Annotated in this window: 20 protein-coding genes, 1 tRNA gene, 1 rRNA gene and 1 CRISPR repeat array; of the genes, 16 read left to right on the top strand and 6 right to left on the bottom strand. The window is 58.8% G+C overall.

Features of this window, described 5'->3' with window-relative positions:
* The 10 genes from rrf to cas2e all read left to right on the top strand — a co-directional run bounded on the left by rrf (position 1) and on the right by cas2e (position 9,292).
* A 5S ribosomal RNA gene (rrf, locus tag CPA56_RS07935) occupies positions 1-114 on the top strand.
* A 39-nt stretch (positions 115-153) separates the two neighbouring features.
* Positions 154-230, top strand: a tRNA-Met gene (locus tag CPA56_RS07940).
* 128 nt (positions 231-358) lie between these two features.
* Positions 359-2,899: a CRISPR-associated helicase Cas3' gene (gene cas3 / locus CPA56_RS07945; RefSeq protein WP_182041490.1), complete on the top strand. Its 2,541-nt coding sequence runs from the start codon at positions 359-361 to the stop codon at positions 2,897-2,899.
* A 670-nt stretch (positions 2,900-3,569) separates the two neighbouring features.
* A complete protein-coding gene (gene casA, locus CPA56_RS07950) occupies positions 3,570-5,063 on the top strand; it encodes a type I-E CRISPR-associated protein Cse1/CasA (protein ID WP_182041491.1) in 1,494 nt (497 codons plus the stop codon).
* Positions 5,060-5,578 carry a type I-E CRISPR-associated protein Cse2/CasB gene (gene casB, locus CPA56_RS07955; protein ID WP_182041492.1) on the top strand — a complete coding sequence of 173 codons (519 nt, stop codon included), beginning with the start codon at positions 5,060-5,062 and terminating at the stop codon, positions 5,576-5,578. Before casA ends, casB begins: the two co-directional genes overlap by 4 nt.
* Before the next feature lie 49 nt (positions 5,579-5,627).
* A complete protein-coding gene (cas7e, locus tag CPA56_RS07960; RefSeq protein WP_182041493.1) occupies positions 5,628-6,692 on the top strand; it encodes a type I-E CRISPR-associated protein Cas7/Cse4/CasC in 1,065 nt (354 codons plus the stop codon).
* A complete protein-coding gene (cas5e, locus tag CPA56_RS07965; RefSeq protein WP_182041494.1) occupies positions 6,692-7,384 on the top strand; it encodes a type I-E CRISPR-associated protein Cas5/CasD in 693 nt (230 codons plus the stop codon). Before cas7e ends, cas5e begins: the two co-directional genes overlap by 1 nt.
* Complete coding sequence (cas6e, locus tag CPA56_RS07970; RefSeq protein WP_182041495.1) at positions 7,381-8,064, top strand: type I-E CRISPR-associated protein Cas6/Cse3/CasE; 684 nt, start codon at positions 7,381-7,383, stop codon at positions 8,062-8,064. The genes cas5e and cas6e overlap by 4 nt, the downstream gene beginning before the upstream one ends.
* Positions 8,061-9,011 carry a type I-E CRISPR-associated endonuclease Cas1e gene (cas1e, locus tag CPA56_RS07975; RefSeq protein ID WP_182041496.1) on the top strand — a complete coding sequence of 317 codons (951 nt, stop codon included), beginning with the start codon at positions 8,061-8,063 and terminating at the stop codon, positions 9,009-9,011. The genes cas6e and cas1e overlap by 4 nt, the downstream gene beginning before the upstream one ends.
* On the top strand, positions 9,011-9,292 hold the full coding sequence (gene cas2e, locus CPA56_RS07980) for a type I-E CRISPR-associated endoribonuclease Cas2e (RefSeq protein ID WP_182041497.1): 282 nt from the start codon (positions 9,011-9,013) through the stop codon (positions 9,290-9,292). Before cas1e ends, cas2e begins: the two co-directional genes overlap by 1 nt.
* A 90-nt stretch (positions 9,293-9,382) precedes the next feature.
* Positions 9,383-10,204: a CRISPR direct-repeat array (repeat unit 29 nt; unit sequence CTGTTCCCCGCCCATGCGGGGATGAACCG).
* Positions 10,205-10,212: 8 nt separating this feature from the next.
* On the opposite strand, the gene CPA56_RS07985 is transcribed toward cas2e, so the two are convergent.
* Positions 10,213-12,390, bottom strand: a complete 2,178-nt coding sequence (locus CPA56_RS07985) for a TonB-dependent siderophore receptor (protein WP_229707551.1) — start codon at positions 12,388-12,390, stop codon at positions 10,213-10,215.
* Positions 12,391-12,610: 220 nt separating this feature from the next.
* On the opposite strand from CPA56_RS07985, the gene CPA56_RS07990 reads away from it, so the two are divergent.
* From CPA56_RS07990 to CPA56_RS08010, 5 genes are all read left to right on the top strand, one after another.
* Positions 12,611-14,032 (top strand): RtcB family protein, encoded by a 1,422-nt coding sequence (locus CPA56_RS07990; protein WP_195805141.1) that lies wholly within the window; start codon positions 12,611-12,613, stop codon positions 14,030-14,032.
* Positions 14,033-14,263: 231 nt separating this feature from the next.
* Positions 14,264-15,709, top strand: coding sequence for a siroheme synthase CysG (gene cysG, locus CPA56_RS07995; protein WP_182041498.1), 1,446 nt, complete (start codon positions 14,264-14,266; stop codon positions 15,707-15,709).
* Positions 15,709-16,050 (top strand): DUF2849 domain-containing protein, encoded by a 342-nt coding sequence (locus CPA56_RS08000; protein WP_052349231.1) that lies wholly within the window; start codon positions 15,709-15,711, stop codon positions 16,048-16,050. Before cysG ends, CPA56_RS08000 begins: the two co-directional genes overlap by 1 nt.
* Positions 16,047-17,729, top strand: a complete 1,683-nt coding sequence (locus CPA56_RS08005; protein ID WP_182041499.1) for a nitrite/sulfite reductase — start codon at positions 16,047-16,049, stop codon at positions 17,727-17,729. The genes CPA56_RS08000 and CPA56_RS08005 overlap by 4 nt, the downstream gene beginning before the upstream one ends.
* Entirely contained in the window at positions 17,716-18,120 is a 405-nt protein-coding gene (locus tag CPA56_RS08010) for a DUF934 domain-containing protein (protein ID WP_182041500.1), read from the top strand. The genes CPA56_RS08005 and CPA56_RS08010 overlap by 14 nt, the downstream gene beginning before the upstream one ends.
* Before the next feature lie 80 nt (positions 18,121-18,200).
* Here CPA56_RS08010 and CPA56_RS09490 read toward each other — a convergent pair whose 3' ends face one another.
* From CPA56_RS09490 to tauD, 4 genes are all read right to left on the bottom strand, one after another.
* Positions 18,201-18,473, bottom strand: coding sequence for a hypothetical protein (locus CPA56_RS09490; protein ID WP_229707552.1), 273 nt, complete (start codon positions 18,471-18,473; stop codon positions 18,201-18,203).
* Positions 18,425-20,722 (bottom strand): TonB-dependent receptor, encoded by a 2,298-nt coding sequence (locus CPA56_RS08015; protein ID WP_229707553.1) that lies wholly within the window; start codon positions 20,720-20,722, stop codon positions 18,425-18,427. The genes CPA56_RS09490 and CPA56_RS08015 overlap by 49 nt, the downstream gene beginning before the upstream one ends.
* Before the next feature lie 81 nt (positions 20,723-20,803).
* Positions 20,804-22,156, bottom strand: coding sequence for an amino acid permease (locus CPA56_RS08020; RefSeq protein ID WP_182041501.1), 1,353 nt, complete (start codon positions 22,154-22,156; stop codon positions 20,804-20,806).
* A gap of 11 nt (positions 22,157-22,167) precedes the next feature.
* Positions 22,168-23,070: a taurine dioxygenase gene (gene tauD / locus CPA56_RS08025; RefSeq protein WP_182041502.1), complete on the bottom strand. Its 903-nt coding sequence runs from the start codon at positions 23,068-23,070 to the stop codon at positions 22,168-22,170.
* A 467-nt stretch (positions 23,071-23,537) separates the two neighbouring features.
* Here tauD and CPA56_RS08030 point away from each other — a divergent pair, with 467 nt between their 5' ends.
* Positions 23,538-24,308: an SDR family NAD(P)-dependent oxidoreductase gene (locus CPA56_RS08030; protein WP_182041503.1), complete on the top strand. Its 771-nt coding sequence runs from the start codon at positions 23,538-23,540 to the stop codon at positions 24,306-24,308.
* A 99-nt stretch (positions 24,309-24,407) separates the two neighbouring features.
* Here the strand turns inward: CPA56_RS08030 and cysK are convergent, their stop codons facing one another.
* On the bottom strand, positions 24,408-25,409 hold the full coding sequence (gene cysK / locus CPA56_RS08035; RefSeq protein WP_182041504.1) for a cysteine synthase A: 1,002 nt from the start codon (positions 25,407-25,409) through the stop codon (positions 24,408-24,410).
* Between the last annotated feature and the right edge of the window lie 108 nt (positions 25,410-25,517).

Genomic DNA, 25,517 nt, shown 5'->3' on the forward strand with positions numbered 1-25,517 from the left:
CTGGTGGCCATGGCGGAGGATCCATACCCGATCCCATCCCGAACTCGGCCGTTAAAGCCTCCAGCGCCTATGATACTGCTCCTTAAGGAGCGGAAAAGTCGGTCGCCGCCAGGTCCCCTCGCTCACCTCACCCCCATAAAGACCACCCACCAACGCGGGGTGGAGCAGCCCGGTAGCTCGTCAGGCTCATAACCTGAAGGTCGTAGGTTCAAATCCTACCCCCGCATCCATCCATATACTCCCCCTCAAATATAAATCAGGTCGGTAAACGCAAGGGTTGGTATGAAGCTTCCTTCATCGCACCTGACTTGCTAGCCTTTCTTTGTCAGTGACGACTGAACGGGAAGGGTGATCCGTCATGCAGGAATGGTCTGAGTGGCCCGCAAAGAGTGCCCGCCCTCCCGAGATGATCGAACATCCTGCAATTTATCATATGCTTGATGTGGCAGCAGTTGCCGAACAGTTGATTGCATCATCATCTTGGCCTGCTGTACTAAAGCAGGCCTTTATTGCCTTGGCAGGACTGCATGATCTGGGGAAATTCAGTCATCAGTTTCGAAGGATGTTGCGTGGAGAAGGAGGGGGGATCCCTTCACACTGGGAGCTGACCGAAATACTCCTGCTGGCTCATGACGACATGCTGGCCGACTGGTTGGGAGGGACACTGACAGTCCGTCGGATACTTTATGCCTCGATAGCTGGCCACCATGGACGTCCACCAGATCTTGCATTGCATGGACGTGAATTCAGAGAATGTGTGAGACGGCACGTTGGTGAAGGGAAGGAAGCCGCCAGACGTTTTCTGGATGTTTTCAGGGATTTGTGGCCAGAGGCTTCTCTGGCGTCTCTTGATTTGGGACAGGCCCGACATGTTTCATGGTGGCTGTCTGGTCTCTGTACGGCGGCAGATTGGGTAGGGTCCAATACAAGATGGTTCCTGCCCAAGGAACTGAACAGCGGGCCTGCCGAATATCTTGAGGGAACTCGACTGGTGGCCAGAACGGCGGTGGAAGAGGCCGGGCTGGGAGGGGCGGAGCCATGCTCCGAACCCCTGTTTGATTTTGTCTTGCGCCCCCTGCAGGTAGCTTGTGAAACCCTGCCACTACCGGATGGTCCGGCTCTGGTTGTCCTGGAAGCAGAAACGGGCGTTGGTAAGACGGAAGCCGCACTCATTCTGGCGCAGCGTATGGCATTGGCAGGTAAAGGCAGGGGGCTGTTCTTTGCCCTGCCCACGATGGCTACGGCTGATGCCATGTTTGACAGGACGGCACGTATCGTGGGGAAAATTTTTCAGAATCCGTCTGTCACCCTGGCTCATGGGCGGGCCGGGCTGTCTGTCCTGTTCAGGGATGTCATGGTGGAAGGAACCAATGCGGCATCTGATGATGATGGGAAAGGCATTACCAGTTCGGAGTGGCTGGCGGGTGATAACAGGCGGGCACTGCTGGCTGATGTCGGTGTTGGGACAGTGGATCAGGCCCTGTTATCGACCCTGCGTGTACGCTTTCAGACATTGCGGCACTATGGGCTGGCCTCCAAGATTGTGGTGGTGGATGAGGTTCATGAAATGGGTGAACCTTATATGGCTGAGATACTGGTCACCCTGCTGAAAATGCATCGGGCGATGGGAGGTTCGGCCATTCTGCTGACGGCAACGCTTCCTCTTGAGTGGCGCAAACGGTTGCTTGCCACATATGAAGGCAGTTCCGAGTCATCAGCTTACCCGGCCATAACAGTGGCAGGAGGGGCCACCATGACGGAGTTCGCTGCTGATGAACGTCCCGTGAAAGGACCTGTCACGGTGGAGCGGATCAGTACGGAGGATGAGGCTCTTCAGTATCTGACACAGGGGGTCGAGAAGGGGGCGGCCTGTGTCTGGATTCGTAACGTTGTGGACGATGCCATTGCTGCGGTGGCTGCTCTGCGGCAGGTCGGTATCGAGGCGCATCTTTTACATGCCCGTTTTGCTCTCTGTGATCGGAAGAGGCTGGAAAAGGACGTGTTGGGGCGTGTGGGGCGTAATGGGAAGAAGCGCAGAGGGTATGTGCTGGTTTCGACCCAGATTGTCGAGGCATCCCTTGATCTGGATTTTGATCTGATGGTTTCTGACCTAGCCCCAATCGGGTCTCTGATCCAGCGTGTGGGGCGGCTCTGGCGGCACATGGATTTACGTCCGGCTGAGGAGCGTCCCGTACCGGCTCCTGTTTTGAAGGTCCTCTCTCCGGACCCTGCCGATGTGCGGGATGCCCGTTGGCTGCACGGCATGTTTGGGAAGGGGGCCAGAATATATTCCCTGCCTGATATGTGGAGAACAGCTCTGGTCCTGTTTCGGGAAGGGCAGATTACGGCCCCAGAGGGGCTGCGTTCTCTGATGGAAGCCGTGTATGCGCAGGATGCCGAACCTCTTCCGGCCGTGTTCGACCGGGCTGATATGGATGAGATCGGGAAAGGTAACGCTGCGAAAGGGCTGGCCCTACAGAATGTGGTGAATATTGAGACAGACTATCGGAGTGGAGGCGGCAGGCAGGATGATGTGCTGTATCCCACCCGTCTTGGGGAGGCGACCAGCATTCTCGTTCTGGCCCGACAGACGGAGAAAGGACTTGTCCCGTGGGCCTCGATGGGAGAGTCTTTTCATCAGGAGGCGGAGGAGGATGACCAGAAACTGCGGGCTTTGTGGATGCTTTCAGAAGTCTCGGTGCTCAGCCGGTGGCTGAAGCCGCTGGACATGCCTGATCAGGACGCTCCGGCCATACAGGCGGTGAAAAAAGACTGGCCGAAATGGAAACGGGAAAACGCAGACATTCTGCTGTGTCCTGTGCAAATGCCGGGGGGAGAAATTTGCAAGGGACTGTGCTATGATGAGGGAAGAGGACTTTTTTTTGGTTCTTCGCCTTAGCGGAGATGGCCCGAGCTTTTTGGAGGGCAATAGTGGTCTTCTCAGACTGTTCCTCGCTTATGCGGGGATGATTTTTGGATATCATATGTTTTGGAGGGTTGAAATTTGAATAAATTCATATGAGCTTCTTGGAAGCCAAGGGTGGACTAAATCTAAGGGATATTGTGAGACAGGAAGAAAAATGCTAATGATAAAGTGTGAGTCCCAGAGGGATCAGATTCTCAAGGACTCACACATTCCACATATTCAGCCGTTGGCGCGGCCGAATAACAAAAAGGAGGGAAAAGATGAAGTAACCTTTTAACGCTACCTTTTTGCGTGACGCTCACGGTACCGCAAAATCATAAATCGCAGCAAGGGGCGATATCTTTCTATCGCCTGAAAAAATATGACGTTTTCTGAAAGGGAGATGTCGTTGGCCGGAGTGTATTCCATGTCCTTAGACATAACTTTGAACTTTCATTTTCTTGTGAAAGCGACTGATGTTGAATTCGTAAAGAATCTTCTCGTGATAAAATCCGGTACGATTCCATCATGGAGTGGCTTCGTGGTCTGCATGGGCCTGCTGAAAATATATTCCGAGTTGGACGCTGATGATCATCGATAATCTTTGCGTCCAGGGAGTGATCTTATGGAGCAATTTCTGTCTGATCGAGAGAAAGGCCCAGACATGATGAATCTGATCATGGATCAGTGGATCCCTGTGAAATGTACCGATGGAAGGAGACGGATTATTGCGCCCTGGCAGATGGCGGAGGCTGGCGTGTATCTGCCTGACTGGCCTCGGGCGGATTTCAATATTGCCTGTCTGGAGCTTCTGGTCGGGCTTGTTTACATGGCTGATCCTCCTGCTGATGAAGAGGAGTGGCATGGGCGGAAGCGGCCTGAGCCGGAACGGCTCAAGGAACGGCTGGCTTCTTTTGCGCCAGCTTTCTTCCTGCTTGGTGATGGCCCTCGCTTTCTTCAGGATCATGAACGGCTGGATGGTGCGCCCAATCCTGTCGACATGCTGTTCATCGATAGTGCAGGAGGGCAGACAAAGCGTAACAATATTGACGTCATGGTGCATCGTGACCGGTATGAGGCCCTGACCCTGTCGGAAGCGGCCATGGCCCTGTATACGTTGCAGAACTTCGCCCCTTCTGGTGGTGCCGGAAATCGGACATCCATGCGTGGCGGTGGCCCGCTTGTGACGCTTGTTGATCCTGGCAGGGAACTGTGGGATCTCGTCTGGCTGAATGTGCCTTTTGGCCGTCCTTCTGACATGAAGGCCCTGCCCTGGATGAGGCCAACACGGACATCGGAAGCCGGGCAGGTGGTGCAGCCTTCTGATCAGACAAGAGGCTTTGATGTGGAGGCCTTTTTCGGAATGCCTCGCCGTCTGCGTCTTGTTGAGGAGGGGGGCAGGATAACGGGTGTCATACAGAAACCTTATGGCACCAACTATGCCCAGTGGCAGCATCCGTTAAGTCCTTATTATCGGCTGAAGGCCGGGTCGGAACTGTTGCCCCGTCATCCAAGGCCGGGCCGGTTCGGATACCGAAACTGGCTGGGTGTCATTGTGGCGCAACCTGCCAGCCGTCAGCATTCTGATGGGCTGGCTGAGCTGGCTCTCATCATTCGTGAATGGAACGGGGGAAGAAGGGGAGACGCAGGACCGGAGGACAGTTTTTCGGTCATCGTGGCAGGCTGGGCCATGAACAACATGAGTCCGAGAAACTTCATACAGTCCCGCCAGCCTGTGCGGATTCTGTCAGTTGACGAGCTGGATCAGCTGGAAACGCTTATCAAGGCCGCTCATATGGTGGCGGAGATGCTCAATCGTGCTCTGGTTCCCTTGTGCTCGACGGGTGAAGCACGGGAGATACAGCGTGAAGAGTTCTATCTGAAAACGGAGACGCATCTGCATGACTGTATCCAGAAAATCGTGCGCGGTACCAATCCTGCCTCTTTCTGGCTCAGGGTGCTGAGCAGGCAGGCCTGGAGCCAGTTTGATGTTCTGCTACGGTCAGGGCTGGTGGACCGTCCGATGAAGGAAATGGAGAAAATCATGACGGCCGGAAAGATTCTTGGTCTGGAGCTGCGGGGTTATGGCAGGGCTGGTGATCTTCTTTTCACTGCATTGAATATTTCCCGCCCAGAAAAGAAAGGGAAAACGGCATGAGCGCAAAAAGAGACATAGGTGTACAGGTGCTGGCGTGGTGGCGTGCCAATCTGTCCGCCCGTACCTCGAGTGGGGACGGGCTGGTCAGGATGGATCAGACGGCAGCCCGTGGCCTGAGTGCCAGACTGCGCCGTGGGTGCTTCCCTGATGTGCTGTTTGAGCCTGCCACACAGCAGCTGAGATGTCAGCTCAACCTGAATGAGCATGAACTGAAACGCTTCAGTCATCTGCTCATTCTTCTTGGTGAGATTCGGGAACATGATCCCAGACCATTGGCCAGTCTTCTGGGGGGGGCGAGCGGTGAACGGTTGCTGTCCCACATGCGCTTCAAACAGCTGATGTCAGCTGATGACGACAAGCGTCTCGATCTGCTGCGTCGTGCCTTGGGGCTGACGGGGGGACGGTGCAATGTGGCAAGGCTCGCTTGGGACATGATTCTCTGGAATGATCAGGTCAGAACCCGCTGGTGCCTTGATTATTTTGATTCTGAAATGCCCGAGGAAAAAGAGGACTGAGGCCTGCGTTCTGCGGGTCATGATCCGTGAGTATGGAGAGGATTTCATCATGACAACATTTGTTCAGTTTCATGTCCTGACAACATATGGGCCTTCCAACCCCAACCGTGATGACATGGGAAAACCCAAACAGGTGGAGATGGGGGGCGAAGTACGCCTGCGGCATTCGTCGCAGTCGGTCAAACGGGCCTTGCGGGAGAGCACGTTCTTCAGTCAGGACCTGACTGATCATATGGGCAAGCGTACCAAACGTCTGCATGGGGATTTGGTGCAGCATCTGCTTGGTAAAGGCGTTGTGGAAAAGGATGCTCTGGAGGCGGCGGATACGGTAGCGGCCATTTTTGGCAAGCTCGAACCCGTTGAAAAAGGGTCTGATGCGAAAATCGCCACGACCCTGGCTTTCATTTCACCTGAAGAACGCAGGCTTGCAGAGGAGCTGGCGGAAAAAGCGGCAGCCGGGGAGAAGCTGCCCAAGGACAAGGGACTGAAGAAACTTGTCCTGCGGCGTGCCGATGGAGCCGTGGACGTGGCCATGTTCGGGCGTATGCTGGCCTCTGATACGGATTTCAACAGGGATGCTGCCGTGCAGGTGGCGCACGCTTTCACGACCCATCGTTCCATCTCACAGGAGGACTGGTTCTCTGCCGTGGATGATCTCAACAGGGATGATAAGCAGGGAGCTGCCCATATTGGAGAAAGTGCTTTCGGCACGGGCGTGTTTTATCAGTATGTCTGTGTGAATGTGGACCTGCTGGTCGACAATCTTGCCGGTGACAGGGAGCTGGCGGTCAGGGCCATGGAAGCCTTGGCTCGGGCACTGTCTCAGGCCACGCCTCGTGGCAAGCAGAACAGTCATGCACATCATCCGCGGGCGCATTTCATGCTGGCGGAACGGGGCGAGCAGGCACCCCGTGACCTGTCTGGAGCTTTCTTCAATGCTGTGAAGGAAAGACCTCTTCTGGAAACTTCCATTGAGGAACTGAAGAAGATGCGTGGAGCCATCGACAGGGCTTACGGGCAGTGCTGGGACGCTGAAGCTGTGATGCATCTTGGACGAGAGGGAACAGTGGATGAGATTGCCGCCTTCGCAGGTAAAGCCGTGCGGGGTAAGTGATGGCTTCTCCTTATCTGGTGTTTTCGCTCTCGGCCTCTCTGGGAGCGATGGGCGAACTGGCAGGGCACGAGCGGCGAGGATCGCTGCTCTGGCCGGGACGCTCCGCCCTGATCGGGCTGATGGGAGCTGCTCTGGGCATCCGGCGGGATGGTGATTTTTCCGGGCTGGACAGTCTGAAGATTGACGTGGCGGTGTTTGACAGCGGGGCACCCCTGCGGGATTTCCATACCATCCAGTCCGTTCCGTCCGCAGTGGTGAAGAAGCCAAATTCACGCCCGGAAGCCATCCGGGCCGCCGGGGGGCGGCTGACGACCAGCATCACCCTGCGTGATTATCGGGCAGGCGTGTTTTACGGTGTGGCCGTACAGGGTGACGGGCTGGAAGAGATTGCGGCAGCGTTACAGAAGCCATATTTCACGCTCTATCTTGGCCGTAAATCCTGTCCGCTTTCATCACCGTTAAATCCCCAGATCATACAGGCTGATACGGTTGATGAGGCTCTGGGACGGGTGAAAGTGCCTATCTGGCTCTCCAAACACGTTGGGCTTTCTAAAGAGGTCATGATCGTTGGTGAGCAAGGGAGTCATCGTGATCTTGTGAATGATGTTCCGCTGGACCGGCAACGCTGGCACTTTGCCTCACGGGAAGTCAGGATACGTCACGCCCACCTGCTGAGAAAGGAGCTGACATGAACTGGTATCTGAGCAGATTTCGCCTTTCCCGCAGTCCGGCCGTCCGTGTTCTGGAAGCTGCCCTGAGAGAGCCTGACGCAGGGTTGAGACGGTCCTCCCAGCATCACATGCTCTGGTCTGCCTTTGCGACTGATCCCAACCAGAAGCGGGATTTTCTCTGGCGTGCAGAAAGTGACGGGAGCTTTCTTACTCTCTCTCCGCGCCTTCCACGGGATGATAACGAGCTGTTCGAGCCTCCTCAGTGCAAGCTTTTTGCCCCTGAACTGAAGGCAGGGGACAGGCTTGAGTTTCAGCTTCAGGTCAATGCGACACGGATGAAGCGTAATATCGGCAAGCGTGTGGATGTCGTTCTGGATGCGATTCATTCTATTCCGAAGAAGGAACGGGCAGAGAAACGCATGGACCTTGCCTATAAAGAAGGTCTCGCCTGGCTGACACGACAGGGTGAGAAAGCGGGTTTTGTGCCGCATCATGTGTCTGCCGATGATTATCATACCGAGACGCTTCCACGTTTTGGAAACGAACGGAAGAGGAACAATCGGCCTGATTTCGGCATTCTGGATCTCTCAGGCCAGCTGGAGGTGACAGACCCGGAAGCGTTTCTGGCCCAGCTTGTCCGGGGTTTTGGTCGGGCCAAGGCCTTTGGTTGCGGCCTCATGCTGATCCGGCGGGCTTCATGAGCGGGGCGGGGAAAGGCGGGTTACCCGGTCTGGCCCCGCCGAAACCAATTCCCCTGAAAGACAGGGCTTCCCTGATCTTTGTGGAGCGGGCGCAGCTGGACGTGCTGGATGGTGCTTTTGTAGCCGTTAATTCTGATGGTACTAGAACACAGATTCCTGTTGGTGGTCTGGCGGGCATCATGCTGGAACCAGGTGCCCGGATTTCCCATGCGGCCGTGTCTCTGGCCGCCCGTGTGGGCACGCTGATTACATGGGTCGGAGAAGCAGGTGTACGGCTGTACTCGGCTGGCCAGCCCGGCGGAGCACGGGCGGACCGTCTGTTATGGCAGGCCAGTCTGGCTTTGAATGATGAGGCCCGTTTGCGTGTCGTGCGGGAGATGTACAGGCGGCGTTTCAAGGAGGAGCCACCTGCCCGGCGGTCGGTGGACCAGCTGCGTGGCATCGAGGGAGCACGGGTCAGGGAAGGTTATGCTCTGCTGGCCGCCCAGTATGGTGTCAGCTGGAAGCGTCGCGCCTATGACCGGAAAGACTGGGATGGCTCTGATATTCCCAACCGCTGTCTTTCGGCGGCAACGGCCTGTCTGCATGGTCTTTCCGAGGCTGCGGTGCTGGCAGCGGGTTATGCGCCAGCGGTAGGTTTTCTGCATAGCGGGAAGCCTCTTTCTTTCGTCTATGACGTGGCGGACATCTTCAAGATGGAAACCGTTGTGCCAGAGGCTTTCCGTATCGCAGGCAAGGCGGAAAGGGGGCGGCTGGACATGACGCCAGACAGGGCGGTGCGCCTGGCCTGCCGGGACAGGTTCCGCAAGGAAAAGCTGCTGGAGAGGATCATTCTGACCATTGAGCAGGTTCTTTCCGCAGGTGGTCTGCCCCGTCCCGAACCTCCACCGGAGGCCGTTCCCGTCGCTTTTGAAGATGAAACTTTTGGCGATCCGGGGCATCGCTGATGCTGGTCGTGGTGGTCACCAATGCGCCGCCCCGTCTGCGTGGCCGTCTGGCAGCCTGGCTGGTGGAGATACGGGCCGGGGTCTATGTGGGCAACTATTCCAGACGGACACGGGAGATGATCTGGGAGCAGGTACTGCTCGGCCTTGGGTCTGAAGGCGATGCTGTCATGGTTTGGCATGTTCCCAACGATCAGGGATATGAGTTTCTTACGGCTGGTCAGAATCGTCGGATGCCAGTTGATTTTGATGGATTGAAACTGGTTGCTTTTCGACCGGAATAGAGCGAAGAAGAGCGATGTTAAATTCTGGTTTAAGTTGGTACGGTCTTTGACAATAAAAAAAGTCATGTCTTACAGTATGTTGTAGGAAGTCTGTTCCCCGCCCATGCGGGGATGAACCGTTTCTCTCCCTACGCTGACTTCATGGATGGAACTGTTCCCCGCCCATGCGGGGATGAACCGACGGCCACACAGAACTTTTTCGTGAAAACGTACTGTTCCCCGCCCATGCGGGGATGAACCTCAAACCAAGCATGTGTGGGACGCTATCCGTGCCTGTTCCCCGCCCATGCGGGGATGAACCTGAACTGGAGACGCTTCCATTTGTCTCAAGACTCTGTTCCCCGCCCATGCGGGGATGAACCGAGGGCCAGCGTTCTGGTCCCCCGGCAGAATCTCTGTTCCCCGCCCATGCGGGGATGAACCGGTGGGCGTGTGGTCCGATTTCTCCAGCACAGACTGTTCCCCGCCCATGCGGGGATGAACCGGGCGGCGGCAAGCTGGCCAGATACCTGACGGACTGTTCCCCGCCCATGCGGGGATGAACCGTACTCACGGGGGACTGGCCGATTTTCTCTGATCTGTTCCCCGCCCATGCGGGGATGAACCGGTGAGGCTGGTGGCCCACTGGGGCATCACCTCCTGTTCCCCGCCCATGCGGGGATGAACCGGCACGACACCGCTTCCCTTCCAGAGCGGAGACCTGTTCCCCGCCCATGCGGGGATGAACCGCCCGTCCCGTCATCGTAATATCCGATCACATTCTGTTCCCCGCCCATGCGGGGATGAACCGATTTCCTCCCTGTCATGAGGTAGGCGTTCTCCCTGTTCCCCGCCCATGCGGGGATGAACCCCGTGAAGGCCGACATGCGGGAAATGACAAAACCTGTTCCCCGCCCATGCGGGGATGGTCCAATCGGTGTTCACCACCGATAGGAGAGATCGCCAAATAAGGCACGGCCGGGTGCGTAGGAACAGTTGGTCGTGTTGGTGCAGACGGAGACATATTTGGAGTTGGCAATGTTCGTGCCATTCAGCTGGAGGTGCCATCTCTGGTAATCAAGATGGGCCTCGATGTCGCCAACCAGCTGGGAGGGCACGATGATGGTGGCTGGCAGGGCACCGGCCGTTGTGCCTGTGTAGCGGACACCTCCACCAATTCCGGCACTGAAGGTACGTGTGATGATGAAATTGCGCCGCACGAAGAAGGAAGCCATGCGGGAAGGGACCGTCACGGGGCGTTGGCCTACCTGGTTCCGTGTGGCGGCACTGCCTCTGGTGATGCGTGGGTCCTGCACGGTGAAGGAGGCGAGAAGGTCGATCCTGTAGGGAAGACGTCCGACAAATTCCGTTTCAAAACCACGGGTCCGCTGGGCACCGAGCTGTATCTTGTCGCTGGAATGGAGAGGGTCCTGCACCAGATCGTTCCGTTCTTTCAGGGTGAAGACATCCAGTGTGAGCAGGAAACGATCGCCAAAGATGGAGTCCTTGCGGGGCCTGTATTTTATCCCGGCCTCCAGCAGGCGTCCCCGTGTCGGGGAGAAGGCGGTGCCATCATAGGTTGTGCCAAGCTGAGGGCTGAAGGACGTGGCATAGGAGACATAGGGAGCCACACCCCAGACCGACTGGTAGAGCAGGGCCGCCCGGCCAGTGAAGGCGTTGTCTTTCTGGGGTGTGCGTCTGCCCGTGCTGTTGTCGACCTGCACGCTCTGGGTGAAATCACCACGACCGGAGAGGGTGAGGAAGAGGCGGTGCCAGTCCGCCTGCTCCTGCCCGTAAAGGCCCGTCTGCGTTCCGGTCGTGTTGTAATTTCGCTTGGACGTATAGGCGGGCATGGCGATGGCCCGATAGACCGGCTGATAGAGGGACAGGTTGGGTGCTTTCCCTTCGCCACGCCGTTCCGCCATGAAGTCGCTGCGGAAATCGACCCCGGCAAGCAGGGTGCTGTGTAGGGAACCGAAATGGTCTTTCCATTCCGATCGTGTATCAAGCGTTGTGGTGTTGTAATTGCCGGACTGCAAAAGGGCCGTGCGGGATATCGTGTCCGTGTTGACCAGCTTTGGCTGGGCAACCGTGCGATACAGTACGTCCATGTGGGCAAAACGCATGTTCTGCGAGAGCGTCCAGCCCGGCAGCAGCTCCTGTCTTAGCGCATAGCCGACTGAAAGCTGACGTTTGGAATAGACATCAAAATTCCGGTCGCCGGACAGGAAGTTGCGGGGCAGATAGCCATGCCGGGTGGGCACGACCGTGCCGACATAGGGCAGGAACTGCGAGCTGGACCCCGCATCCAGTTGCTCATAGCTGCTCAGGAAGGTGAAGTCCGTACGGGAGGAAGGCTGCCAGCGCAGGGAGGGAGCCACATAGATTCCATTGTTCTTGATGTGGTGGGCAAAGGTGCCCGATTTGCGGATCAGCCCGTTGAACCGCCACAGCCAGTGGCCCTGCCTGTCAAGGCTACCCCCAATGTCCACGGCTCCCTGCCGCCGGGCATAGCTGCCTCCCTGTACGGAGATGATGTTGGTCTGGTGCTGTGTGGGACGCTTGCTGACGGCATTGATGATGCCGCCAAGCTGGCCGGACCCATACAGTGCGGAGCTGCTGCCACGGATGATGTCCATTTCCTCCAGGCCCCAGGGTTCTATGGAGAAGGACTGTGACGTGGCGGCATTAGGTGTGCGTGTGCCGTCAAGATAGATGTCGGGTGTGAAGCCACGGATGGTACCAAAATAGCCCCGTGGGTCATCTTTCCCGCCATAGTCGGAGACACCCGCACTGTAGCGGATGGCCTCCGTCAGGGTGCGGCTGTTGAGCATGTCCATTCTGGCCCGGGAAATGACCGTCAGGTTCTGGGGTGTGGTTTCCAGTGGCGTGGCTGTTTTCAGGGCTGCCTGTCCCGTACCGGCAAGGAGGGTACGGGCCCTGCCACGGACAAGGATTGATTCGACAGGTGGGTTAACTGTCGCAGATGTTCTGTGTGTCGTGTTTTTTCGTGTTCCTGGCGGGGGCGGTGCCTCGGCCGCCATGACGCATGATGGAAGGATGAAACCTCCCAGAATGAGAAGCTCCTGAAATGGTCTGGACGAAACGGGACGGAGCAAGACTGTCTCTCCAATATGAGAATGATTCTCATAAGCAGATATAAAAAACAGTTTACTCCTGCAAGCGGTTTCACATTCCTGTGAGAGTGAAGGAGAGGGCTGGCCGTCAAAAGAAGCCGGCCGACTGGAGAAGATGGGAGAAGTATGAGGAACAGCCTGATTGAGTATCGCCTTATGTCCTCATGTGCTGTAGAGGCGTCATCCTGAAAAGGAGATTTTCATGACTGAAGTAATTACGAACCGTGATCTGGTCGAAGCGGGTATTCCGGGAGGGAGTTATCTTCCGTCTCTTACGGCTCTTGGCAACAGGCTGCTGTCAGAACATTCCCGTGAGGAGGTCCTGCGGCAGGTAAGGGATGTATATGAGGCTGAACATACGGTGGCCCGGCTTCCTCTTCAGGACGACGTGCCGGAACTGAAAATCAATCTTGAGGCCGACAATGAGATGGAGCAGGCCAATCTGGAGGCCTGCATCGCCACCATGACGGAGGCTGCTAGAACGCCGACCGTTCGGGGGGTAGCCATCCTGCCGGATGCCTGTCCTTCCGGACCGAAAGGCACCATCACGGTCGGGGGTGTCATGGCGACAGAGAATGCCATCCATCCGGGAATGCATTCTGCGGACATATGCTGTTCCATGATGGCAACCAATCTGGGGCCTGTGGACCCTGCCCTGGTCATGGATACAGCCTTCGGTCATGTGCGTTTCGGTCCACTGGCCAGAAATACGTCAGACCGTCTGACACCTGATCCGCAGCTTCTCAGGTCATTTGCGAACAATCCGTTCATGCGGGCTGAGAAAATACTGCACAATGCCAAGGTCCAGCTGGGAACCCAGGGGGACGGAAATCACTTCTACTTCGTGGGCGTTTCTGAAAAGACCGGGGATACCTATGTCGTGAGCCATCATGGTTCCCGTGGTGTCGGGTCCCATCTCTACAAGCTGGGGATGAAGGAAGCCATGAAATATACGCAGTGCCGGTCGCCGGAGACCCTGCCTGTCAATTCGTGGATTGAGGCTGATTCCCAGGTGGGGCAGGATTATTGGGAGGCCCTTCAGCTCGCCCGCCTCTGGACCAGATTCAATCATTCAGCCGTGCATGACCTGATTGCCAGAGACCTGGGCGTGGATGTCCGGGACCGGTTCTGGAACGAGCATAATTTCGTCTTCCGCCGTCATGGGCTGTACTATCACGCCAAGGGAGCCACGCCAGCCTGGGAGGACTTCTCTGACGATCATGACAGGCTCGGGCGGACGATCATCCCGCTGAACATGGGGCAGCCAGTGCTGATCGTGAAGGGAAGCGACAGCCCGGGGGCTCTGGGATTCTCTCCACATGGAGCCGGGCGGAACATGACCCGCAAGGCGCACAAGGCGACCTTGCAGGGCAGGAGCCTGGAGGCCGTATTTGCCGAGGAGACGGCGCATATTGATGCCCGCTTCCAGTCCGGGAGGATTGATACCTCCGAGCTGCCTTCAGCCTACAAGAAGGCCGAGGCGGTGGTGGATCAGATCGAACGGATGGCTCTGGCCCAGGTGGTGGACCGTATAGTGCCGCACGGGTCCATCATGGCCGGTGAAAGTGATGCCCCCTGGAAGCAGCGGCGGCAGGCCCGTGACAGGCTGTCTGATGAAGGATGACGGCCGTAACCTGTCCGTCATGACGCCTCCGTGTGTCACGTTGTCGTGAGAGACGGAGGTGATGGAAAAGGGAGTGGAAGGCAGGAGGGGCTTGTTCAGTCGACATGGGGCTGGTTGAAGGGGGGCTTTCGGAGAAGGGTGGACAGGCAATTTGAACTAAAAAACATCGTGATTTATAAAAACAACAAAATAATAAGTTGATTTTTGGCCCAGATTTGACATGCTCCCCGCATGACGACGAAGCCCTCTTCCTATCTGCCCATCGTTCTGCGGACGGACCAGCGTGACGCCCTCCTTGTGGGGGGCGGGCAGGTGGCCGTGCAGAAGATGCGTCTGCTGAAGGGGCGATGCCGGATGATCCACATCTGGGCGGAAACACTGCATCCCGAGCTGGCCGCTCTGGTGGAGCAGGGGCAGGCTGCGTTCCGTCAGGGCAGGGTGGAAGAAGACGCCCTTCAGGCCGTCCTGCCAGACATGGCACTGGTCTTTGCCGCCACGGATGATGAGGCCGTCAATGAGATGGTGGCCCGTCAGGCCCATGCGCTGCGGGTGCCCGTCTGCGTGGTGGATGCCCCGGCTCTTTCAAGCTTCATAACTCCGGCTCTGGTGGACCGGTCCCCCGTGCAGGTGGCCATCACGACTGGCGGGGCCTCTCCGGTTCTGGCCCGTCGTGTCCGGCAGATGGTCGAGGCCATGCTCCCGGCCAGAATGGGCGAGGCCGCCCGTTTCATGCGGAAGCAGCGGGGCTGGCTGAAGGACCGCCTGCCGGGGATGAAGCAGCGGCAGCGTGTCTGGGAATCTTTCGTGGATGGCCCGGCCTATGAGGCTGCTCTGGCCGGGGAGGAAGACCGGGCACGGGAGCAGTTGGAGCAGCTCGTGGCGGTGGCCGAAGGTGAGGCGGACCGTCCGCAGGGGGAGGTCTGGCTTGTGGGGGCTGGACCGGGAAACCCGGACTGGCTCACCCTTGCGGCTCTGCGCCTGATGCAGAATGCGGACAGCGTCCTGTATGACAATCTCGTGGCGCCGGACGTGCTGGACCGTGTGCGGCGTGATGCCGAGCGTGTCTATGTCGGCAAGAAGCGGAGCCATCACACCCTGCCGCAGAGCGACATAGAGGCCGAGATGCTGCGCCGGGCCAGGCGGGGTGAACGTGTCCTGCGGCTGAAGGGGGGTGACCCTTTCGTGTTCGGCCGTGGGGGGGAAGAGATGGAGACCCTGCTGGCTGCCAATGTGCCGGTACGGGTCGTGCCCGGCATCACGGCGGCCAATGGCTGTGCCGCCGCCGCCGGGATTCCGTTGACCCATCGGGACTGCGCCCAGAGCTGCGTGGTGGTGACAGGCCATGCCCGGGCTGATGGAACGCTGAACCTGCACTGGCCCAGCCTTGCCCGCAGAGGGCAGACGGTCGTCATCTATATGGGGCTGAGCTCGATGGCAGAGCTGTGCCGGCAGATGCAGGATCATGGCTTGCCGGAAAGCTGGCCGGTGGCGGTCGTCCATCGGGGGTCCTGTGCAGACCAGCGTTGCGTGACGGGCACGCTGGGCACGATTGCTGAAGATGTCCGTCGTCAGAGGCTGCAGAGTCCCGTACTGATCATTGTGGGAGAAGTGGTGCATCACCGTGGCGAGGTGGTGCAGGCTGTGCCCGGTTACAGCACATCGAAGGAGAGTGCCTGATGAAACGTCTTTCCCGCCCGGGAGAAGGGGAAATCCTGCTGCTGACGGCCAGCCGTCTGCTGGATGGCCGTATTGTCTGGCTTGGCGAGGGGGATCACTGGCATGAATCCATCGCCGAGGCTGTCCGCTTCACCTATGAGGAGGCCGGTCCGGCTCTGGAGCGTGCCCTGGCCGAGGCGGAACAGAAAGAGGTCGTGGCCGTATATGAGGTCGTGGCCAGGGATACCCGGCCTCCCGAGCCTGTCACGACACGGGAAGCCATCCGGGCCCACGGGCCGAGCGTTCACCCGGATTTTTCTTACGATCATGCCCCGGTGCGGGAAAAGGAGAAGGTAGGATGACACAGCCTGCGTCACGGTCTGTCGGGCATTACCAGTATGAGGAGCGGGACCGGACCTTCCTTCAGGAGCGCATCAACGAGTTTGAAGGGCAGGTCCGTCGTCGTCTTTCCGGCGAGCTGAGCGAGGAAGAGTTCAAGCCCCTGCGGCTGATGAACGGGGTCTATCTCCAGCTTCATGCCTACATGCTGCGGGTGGCCATTCCCTATGGCGTGCTGGACAGCCGCCAGCTGCACAGGCTGGCCGACATTGCGGCCAAGTATGACCGGAATTACGGCCATTTCACCACCCGGCAGAACATCCAGTTCAACTGGATTGCGCTGAAGGACGTCCCGACCATCCTGCGGGAGCTGGCCGAGGTGGACATGCACGCCATCCAGACCAGCGGCAACTGCATCCGTAACGTCACGTCGGATGAGTTTGCCGGGGCCGCAAAGGATGAGCTGATGGACCCCCGCATCCATGCCGAGATCGTGCGGCAGTGGTCCACCCTGCATCCCGAGTTCACCTTTCTGCCCCGCAAGTTCAAGATCGCCATTTCCGGCAGCCCGGAAGACCGGGTGGCGGCCCGTTTCCATGACATCGGCCTGCTGGCCCGTCCTGGTGAGAATGGTCCGCTGTTCCGTCTTTTCGTGGGCGGTGGACTGGGGCGGACGCCGGTCGTCGGGCAGGAACTTTTCGATTCCGTGAAGGAAGAAGACCTGATCGCCACGCTGGAGGCCGTTCTGCGTGTCTATAATGCGTTTGGACGGCGGGACAATCTCTACAAGGCCCGCATCAAGATTCTGGTGCAGACCATCGGTCTGGAGGCCTTCCGTAAGGCCGTGGAGGAAGAGCTGGCCCGCATGGACCGTTCTGCTTACCGGCTGACACCGGAGCATGTGGCGCAGATTCGTGCCCGTTTCGCCCTGCCGGACCTCAAGGCCCCGGCAGATGCGGCCGACGTGCTGGAGCAGCACAAGAAGGCTGATCCCGTCTTTGCCCGCTGGGTGGCCAGCAATACCCATCCTCATCAGGATGAAGGCCATATCTGTGCCGTCATCTCCCTGAAGACACCGGGGGCCATTCCCGGTGATGTGACGGCCGAGCAGATGCACGGTCTGGCTGATCTGTCCGAGCGTCATTCATTTGGTGAGGTGCGGGTCACGCATCTTCAGAATCTGGTGTTCGGGCATGTCCGCAAGGACCAGCTGCATGAACTGTGGCAGGGCCTGAAGGCGCTGGGCCTTGCTGCACCGAATGTCGGTCTCATCAGCGACATCGTGAGCTGCCCGGGGCTGGATTACTGCAATCTGGCCAATGCCCGCTCCCTGCCACTGGCGCAGAAGCTGGGGGCCCGGTTCGGTGATGCCGACCTGCAGGCCGAGATCGGGGCTCTGAGCATCCACATGTCGGGCTGCATCAATGCCTGCGGGCATCATCACGTGGGTAATATCGGTCTTCTGGGGGTCGACAAGCGGGGGGCCGAGACCTACCAGATTCTTCTTGGTGGGGATGCCGGGGAGAATGCGGCCATTGGCGGAATTCTGGGTCCGTCCTTTGCAGAGGATGAAGCCGTGGATGCCGTGGCCCGCATCGTGGAGTTCTATCTCGGGCAACGTCAGAAAGGCGAGACCTTCGCTGCGATGCTCAAGCGGTGTGGCCTGAAGGCTTTCAAGGAGGTGGCTTATGAAACTGTTTGATCTCAGCGGGCGTAAACCGCTGGAGGCGGCCGCTCCCGTTCCTTTCGAGGAGTGGAAGGAAACCCGGCAGGGCACGGCCATCTCTCTGGCACCGGATGTCGAGGTGGAGGAGCTGCGCTCCCATCTTGGCAGCCTGACCCTGATCGTGTTGGAGTTCCCCGTCTTCCGGGACGGGCGGGCATTCACGCAGGCACGGTCCCTGCGGGAATATGAAGGGTATGAAGGGGAAATCCGGGCGTCCGGCCATCTTCTGCCGGATCAGGCCATTCATTTCAGACGTTGCGGGTTTGACAGCGTGGTCCTGCCGGAAGGAGCCAACGTGAAGGACTGGGAAGACCAGCTGGGACGCTATCAGTTCTATTATCAGAATACCGCCGTCAGCCCCGCCTGAGGGGGTGGCTTCTGGAAGAGGTTACAGAAACGGGCCGGAAGGGACTGTCCTTTCCGGCCCGTTCTTGCAGGTGGGGTGTCTCAGAACTCCGCCTTGACGGAGCCGAAGAACTGGCGGGGTGCGCCAAGAAGGATGGACTGGTTGTTGTAGGCTGCTCCGCCCTGGTTATCCATCGTGAAGCCGTTCTGGCCCACGGTGGAGGCGTATCTGGTGTTGGCCAGATTGTAGATGTTGAAGGCGAAGACCAGATTCCGCACGGCCGTGGGGTTGCGCATTCCGAGATGGGTCATGTCCAGCGTGTAGATCAGGCCGAAATTGGCCAGCCAGTAGGTTGGCAGCTTGTAGTCGCCCACATAGTCATAGCTGCGCTTCCCATAATACTGGGTATCGACATAGGCCTGCAGATGCCGCCACTCATAGGAGAGGCGGGCCTTGTACATGAAGCGGGGATACGCCACCACCTGCCGACCTTTCGTGGCATAGAGCGTTCCGCCGCTGCGTATGTTCTGGTCGTACGTTGCCTTGTCGTAGCTGATGCTGTTGAGCAGGGCGAGGCCGGGCGCGGCGTGATGGTGATGGCCCCATCCACGCCATTCATGGTCACGCCCCCCACATTCTGCACGGTGGAGGTGTTGTTGGTGAGGATGGACCCGGCCCCCGCACTGCCCAGAATCTGCTGAAGGCGGTTATGGAAGTTGGTGCGGTACAGGTACAGGCTGCTCTGGATGAGATGGTCGGTGTAGCGGTAGCCTCCGGCGAAGGTCCAGGCCGTTTCCGGCTTCAGGCTGTTCTTCGTGGCGTCGTAGGCAAGCTGGGACACCGCAAAAGGTGAGTTGCTGGAGTTGTAGCCGGACTGGCTGTAGGCATGGGCATTCTCCGAAATGTCGAAGAAGAGCTCATGATGGTGGAGGAAGTGCCAGTCCCCGCTGATGTGGGGCAGGAAGGCCTTGGCGGTCGTCAGGCTTTCTCCGCTGGCCAGAGCTGGGAAGCGGGGCTCCCAGTTGGTGGCATGGCCCACACGGGTCGTATTGAGGATGGACTTGAAGCCGAAATGCAGCGCAACGGACCTGATGGGGTGATAGGTGTCCTGCACGTAGGCCGTGAAGCTGTTGGTGTTGTAACGCTGCCCCCAGAGGGTCCGGCCGGGAACGTTCCTGAAGCTCCCGAATGGATTCAGGGGTGTGCCGTTGGGGCTGTCGGGCTGCTGGTAGGCATAGGCGTAGGAATCATACCGGTTGTTCTCGTACCAGAACCCCACGGAGAGATCATGCCGCTTCAGGCGGTAATCGAAGGAAGTCAGCCCGCCGAACCGTTCGATGGAAGGATGGCGGACCTGCTCGAAAATGGGGCCACCATTGAGCTGAACGGTATCGACGCCATTCTGGTACGCATAGGGGCTGGCATAGGTGCCGTGGCCGGTCTCGCTGTGGCCATAGAGGCTGCTTTTCCATGTCAGGCGGTCGGTCAGGGCAAGGTCAGCCTTGATGCCTCCGAACAGGTCGGACGAGCTGGCCGTACTGTCGTAGTAGGAAACATCCTTGGGGTCTGACAGCCGCTCATAGGCGGCAGGGTACTGGCCCTTTGCGGCCCGGTAGGCTCTGGCCCATGCGCCGGGCCGCCCGTAGAAATTGTCCAGCCGGGACCCTGCCTGGTCCAGCCAGCTGGGAGCGTAGTCCTGATAGTTCACCATCTGGAGGGCATCCCAGTTGAAGAAGGTGGAGACCTGGCTCCGCTCTCCGATGGGCTGGACCAGCTTGGCATTGACCTGCTGCATGAACTGATCTCCGCCGCCTTTCCATTTGTCGCCCTGATTACGCATGTAGGAGACGTAGAACTTCGTGCCGCTCTCATTCAGCCTGCCAGAATCGAACCGGAAGAAGGAATGGAACAGCGCATTGCTGCCGAAGGTCTGGGCGACCAGTCCTCCCGTTCTGTTCTTGGGGTTGCTGGAGACGTAGTTGATGCTGCCGCCCAGATTGTTGGTGCTGGCCGTGCTTTCCGCCCCGGCACTCTGGGTGACCTCCAGCCGCTCCACATTCTCCGAGGAAATGGCCTGTAGCGGGTTCAGCCCGTTATAGTTGCGGAAGGTCGGCTCCCCGAGGGGCAGGCCATCCAGAGTCATGCCGATCTCGTTCTGGATGAAGCCATGCATGTAAATCTGGGTCGAGTAGGTGTCCACACCCTGCGGATCGTCGGACTGGAACTGCACGCCCGGCATCTGGGCCAGCGTGCGGAGGGGGTTGGTGCCGGGTACCTGCTGTTCCAGCTGCTTGTGCCCCAGCACGAGCTGCGTGCCCTGCACGATGTGACGGGTGCGGACGGACAGGGACTCATAGCCGCCATGAACGGTCCTGCGGGAATGGTGTCCTGCCCTGGCGGTGGTGGGGTGAGCCTGACGTGTGGTGGCGGTGCCTGCCGGATGGAGAGATGGAGACCGGACCCGGCCTGCTTTTCCGCCTGCGTGGCGGGAAGTGACGTGATGGGTCTGATGGTCCGTTTCCGAACCGTCATGGAAACTGGCGGGCTGGGCTGAGGCGGGCATGACGAAAGGTGCGGACAGGCCGGTGAGGCCCATCCAGAACAGATGGCGGTATGTTTTCATAACAGGTCCATGGGGCGATGAGAGTAAGGCGGCCGGGACGTTCCTGTTCTGGTGACGGTGTCCCGGCGTTTCGGAGTGGTGTCAGGCCTTGTGCAGACATCGCCGGGCGACAGCGACCAGACTGGCCAGTGTCAGCAGTAGAATGACGGCAAGAGACAGCAGGGCATCTCCCCGTGCCGATGGCAGGATGAGGAGGATGGCCCCGAGAACAGGAATGAGGATGGTCAGGCTTCTGGCCAGGGGCAGGGCCGTGGCGGTCTGTGACTGCCGTGCCCAGAGCCAGTAGGCTATGGCGATCATGAAATAGATGAACAGGATCAGCCCGCCGGATGAGCCAAGAAGAACGGGATAGAGCGTCTCCGGTGAGCCGATGGCGGCAGCGATGACGGCCAGTTCCAGAAGGGTCGTCAGGCGCAGGGACCAGATGGGTACCTGCTGGGCCGTCTCAAGGGTTAGCTTCTGCGGGGCCAGGCGGAGGTCGGCCAGTTCACGCAGGGTGCGGGACACGACATAGACGGCGGAGTTGAGGCAGGAAAGGACCGCCACCAGAGTGACGGCAATGGCGGCATAACGGGCCAGAGGCACCCGGAGATATTCCAGGACGCTCAGGAAGGGGGACTGCCCGACATGGACGTCGCTCCACGGCAGGAGGGAGATGATGACCAGCACCGACCCGGCATAGAAGAACAGGACCTGGAGGGGCAAACGCCGCATGGTGCGTGCGATGGCCCGCAGGGGGCGGTCACTGTCCGTTGCGGCGATGATGGCGATTTCGCAGCCCGTGAAGGTCTGCACGATCATGGGGACGGCCCCGATGACGGCCCAGCTGCCCTTGGGGAAGAGACCTCCATGTGATGTCATGTTGTTGAGGGCCAGTGCCAGCGGATGGCCGGACAGGATGAGCCAGCCCAGCCCGAGGGCGATGAAGCCGCCCAGAAAAAGCAGCTTGAAGATGGAGAGGCCGGTTTCCGCCTGCCCGTAATGGCGCAGGGAGAGACGGTTTATGGTCCAGGCGATGGCGACAAGGACGAGTGCTCCCCAGAGCGGGGCGATGCCTGCCAGGCGGCCGATGATCATGCCACCGGCAACCGCCTGCGCCCCGGCCGTCACGGCCCAGAGGAAGGCGTAGCTCCAGCCGGTGACGAAGGCGGCCCTTGGGCCGTTATGGGTGGCGATGTGGGTGATGAATGACCCCTGGCCACGGGCATTGATGGCCAGCCCCCCCAGCAGACGCATGACCAGCCAGACGACAAGACCCGCCGCAAGATAGGAGAGCAGGACAGCAGGGCCGGCGGCGGCGATGGTGGCTGATGTCCCGACGAACAAGCCCGCACCGATGATCCCGCCAATGGAGATCATGGCGACATGCAGGCCCTTGAAACGGTTCATGCTGGGGGTGGCAGAGGCTGCCGTCATGTTGGTAGGCTGGCTCATCGGGTTTGTTCTTATCCTTCCTGACGTGCGGGGCCATAGGGGCGGTCCCCGATGATTGTGACACGGTTCATGATCCGCCGGGCCGGGAGGTAGTCATTCACGGCATAATGCTGCGTGATCCGGTTGTCCCAGAAGGCGACATCGCCTTCCTCCCACCGCCAGCGGATGGAAAACTCCGGCCTTGTGGCATGACGGGTCAGATAAGCCAACAGTGCGGCACTCTCCTCGGGGTCCACGTCATTGATTTCGGTCGTGAAACCTTCATTCACGAACAGGGCCTTTGCTCCAGTTTCCGGATGCACGCGCACGACGGGGTGCGTCACAGGTGGGAAGTTATTGCGTGTTTCGGCCCATTTTTCCAGTTCCGCTTCCGTCCGCCCATAACGGGAGACGGGAAAGGAGCGGAGAAAGTCATGCTGGGCCGTCAGCCCGTCGATCCTCCGCTTCATGCCGTCGGAGAGGGCGTCATAGGCGGCCGTGCCGCTGGCCCAGAGCGTGTCTCCGCCGCCTGTCTCTGGCAGGAGGCGGCTGGTCAGCACGGCCCCCATTGGCGGTTCCTGCTGGAAGGTGACATCCGTATGCCAGAGGGCATTGTCCCGCAGGTCATTCTTGGCGGTGTCCAGCACGATGGCTTCCGGCACGTCAGGGACGGTGGGAAAGATGGGATGGAGATGCAGCCTGCCGAAGTTGCGGGCAAAATCACGCTGCTGGGCCGGAGATATGGTCTGGCTGCGGAAGAAAAGAACCTGATGGCGCAGGAGCAGCTGATGGATGTTGTTCTTCTGTGAAGGGGACAGGGGGCGGGAGAGGTCCACGCCTTCCACGATGGCACCGATGGCGGGGCTGAGGGGGGTGGCTTTCAGCTCCGTGTTGGCGGGGAGGGGAAAAGACGGGGCGAAGGCGGTGGAAGCCATGAGGGGAACTCCATAACACTGTATATGATAGTTATTTATTGAAACAACAGGATTGAGTGTCATAATGGGGTAATCATTCAGATTTGAAAGTGAAAAATGAATTTTGAGACAATTTTTTTTACATCATGCTGTTTTATAATAATTGTTCAGAGGGTCTGCTCCTGCCTTTCCGCCTCTGGAACGGGCTTCAGGGGAAGAGGAATGAATGACGATATGATTTCGTCATAAAGGAATCCCGTTCCGCCATGTTCTCGGATGGGCAGGCGGGGCGTGTCATGGGGGCATGGATGATATGCATTAATGGGGAATGAATCCGAAAATCGCCGTAGACTGCGGGGTGCAGTAAAGCCCGTGAAAAGAACCGGCCTCGTGCAGTCACGGGGGCGGGGTTATTTTGATATAAGTCAAAGATATTTCGTGCGAAGAGAGTAGCGTGGTAACGGACCCTTTATCTGAGGAGATGACAGATGGGACGGATTTCTGGAAAAATCGCACTCGTGACTGGCGCAGGCAGCGGAATCGGCAAGGGCATTGCCAAGGTTCTCGCAAAGGAAGGTGCCAAGGTCATCGTGGCGGACCTCAACCCGAAGGGTGGTGAAGAGGTTGTCGAAGAAATTCGCAAGGCTGGTGGCAAGGCCTGTTTCCTGCCGTTGAACGTGGCCAAGGAAGAGGAATGGAAAAAGACGATGGCCGCCATCAGGGAGCATGATGGCCGCCTGGACATCGTCGTCAACAATGCGGGCATCGCCTTTGACGGCACCATCGAGAGCACGTCCCTCGAAGACTGGCGGCGTGTGCAGTCCATCAACCTGGATGGTGTTTTCCTCGGCACCAAATATGCCGTCGAGATCATGCGTGAGCTGAATGGCGGTCAGGGTGGTTCCATCGTCAACATGTGTTCCAGCTCCGCACTGGTCGGCATTCCGAATCTGGCCGCTTACGGGTCTTCCAAGGGCGGCGTGAAGATGCTCACCAAGTCTGCGGCCCTGCATTGTGCCCGCAGCGGGTACAAGATCCGCATCAACAGCGTCTGCCCGGGTTACATCCAAACACCGCTGGTTGATGAGCTGACCCGTACCGACAAGGCCGCCTACCAGCATCTGGTGGACATCCACCCGGTCGGTCATCTGGGCACGCCGGAAGACGTGGCCTATGGCGTCCTGTATCTGGCGTCTGATGAATCCAAGTTCGTCACGGCAACCGAGCTGGTGATCGACGGCGGTTACACGTCTGAATGAGGCGTCTTTCGCTGGGGAAGGCGGACTGGACCTTCCCCACATGAAAAAAGCCTCCGCTCCTGTCGTGAGGAGCGGAGGCTTTTTTATGGTGTCCTGATCTTACAGGCCGGCAAAGAGCGGCGTGGAAAGATAACGCTCGGCAAAGTCGGGAATGATGGCGACAATGGTCTTGCCTGCCCACTCATCTTTCTTTGCCAGCTCCATGGCGGCAAAGAGAGCAGCCCCGGCAGAAATGCCGATGGGCAGGCCCTCCGTGCTGGCGCAGAGTCGGGCGGTGGTCAGGGCGTCATGCTCGGTGACGGGAATGACCTTGTCCAGCGCACGGACATCCAGCGTATCCGGCTTGAAACCCGGCCCAAGGCCCTGGATGCCATGCGGACCGGGATCATCACCGTTGAGGACGGCACTTTCGGAAGGCTCCAGACCGAAAACCTTCAGCCCTTCCTTGCGGGGCTTGAGGGCGTGGGCAATGCCGGAAGCCGTTCCTCCGGTGCCCAGGCCTGCCACGACGGCATCCACGGCTCCGGCCGTGTCGGTCCAGATTTCTTCAGCCGTCGTTTTTTCATGGACTTTCGGGTTGGCCGGGTTGGTGAACTGGCTGGGCATCCAGGCGTCTTTCGTCCTGGCCAGAATTTCCTGCGCCTTGGTGATGGCTCCCTTCATGCCCTGCTGGGCGGGTGTCAGTTCCAGCGTCACCCCCATGAGGGCCAGCATCTTCCGGCGTTCCATCGAGGCACTTTCCGGCATGGTGACGATCATCCTGTAGCCCATGGCTGCGGCGGCGAAGGCAAGGCCAATGCCCGTGTTGCCGGAGGTCGGCTCCACCAGGATGGACTTGCCGGGCGTGATCAGGCCTTTTTCCTGGGCCTCACGCAGCATGGCCACGCCGATGCGGTCCTTGACGGAAGCAAGCGGATTGAAAAACTCCAGCTTGAGCAGTACGTGGGCCTTCAGCCCTTCCTTTTCCGTCAGATGGGGGATGGCCACCAGAGGCGTGCCTCCCACGACTTCCATGAAGGATGGATAGACATGGCCGCGCGGTTCTGCGAAAGGGGTGCGGGAAAGTGGAAAGGGAAATTTCGAAGAGGATGATCCTGTCATCGCTGGTGCTCCTTGCCATGATGAGTGTTACAGGCAGCCTAGCAGGTCTGCCTGGCATTCGTCATGCTGCTCCTGATGGATTGCCCGAAGAATTCTCAAAGAAACGAG

The sequence above is a fragment of the Bombella mellum genome (genome assembly GCF_014048465.1).
Classification (GTDB): domain Bacteria; phylum Pseudomonadota; class Alphaproteobacteria; order Acetobacterales; family Acetobacteraceae; genus Bombella; species Bombella mellum.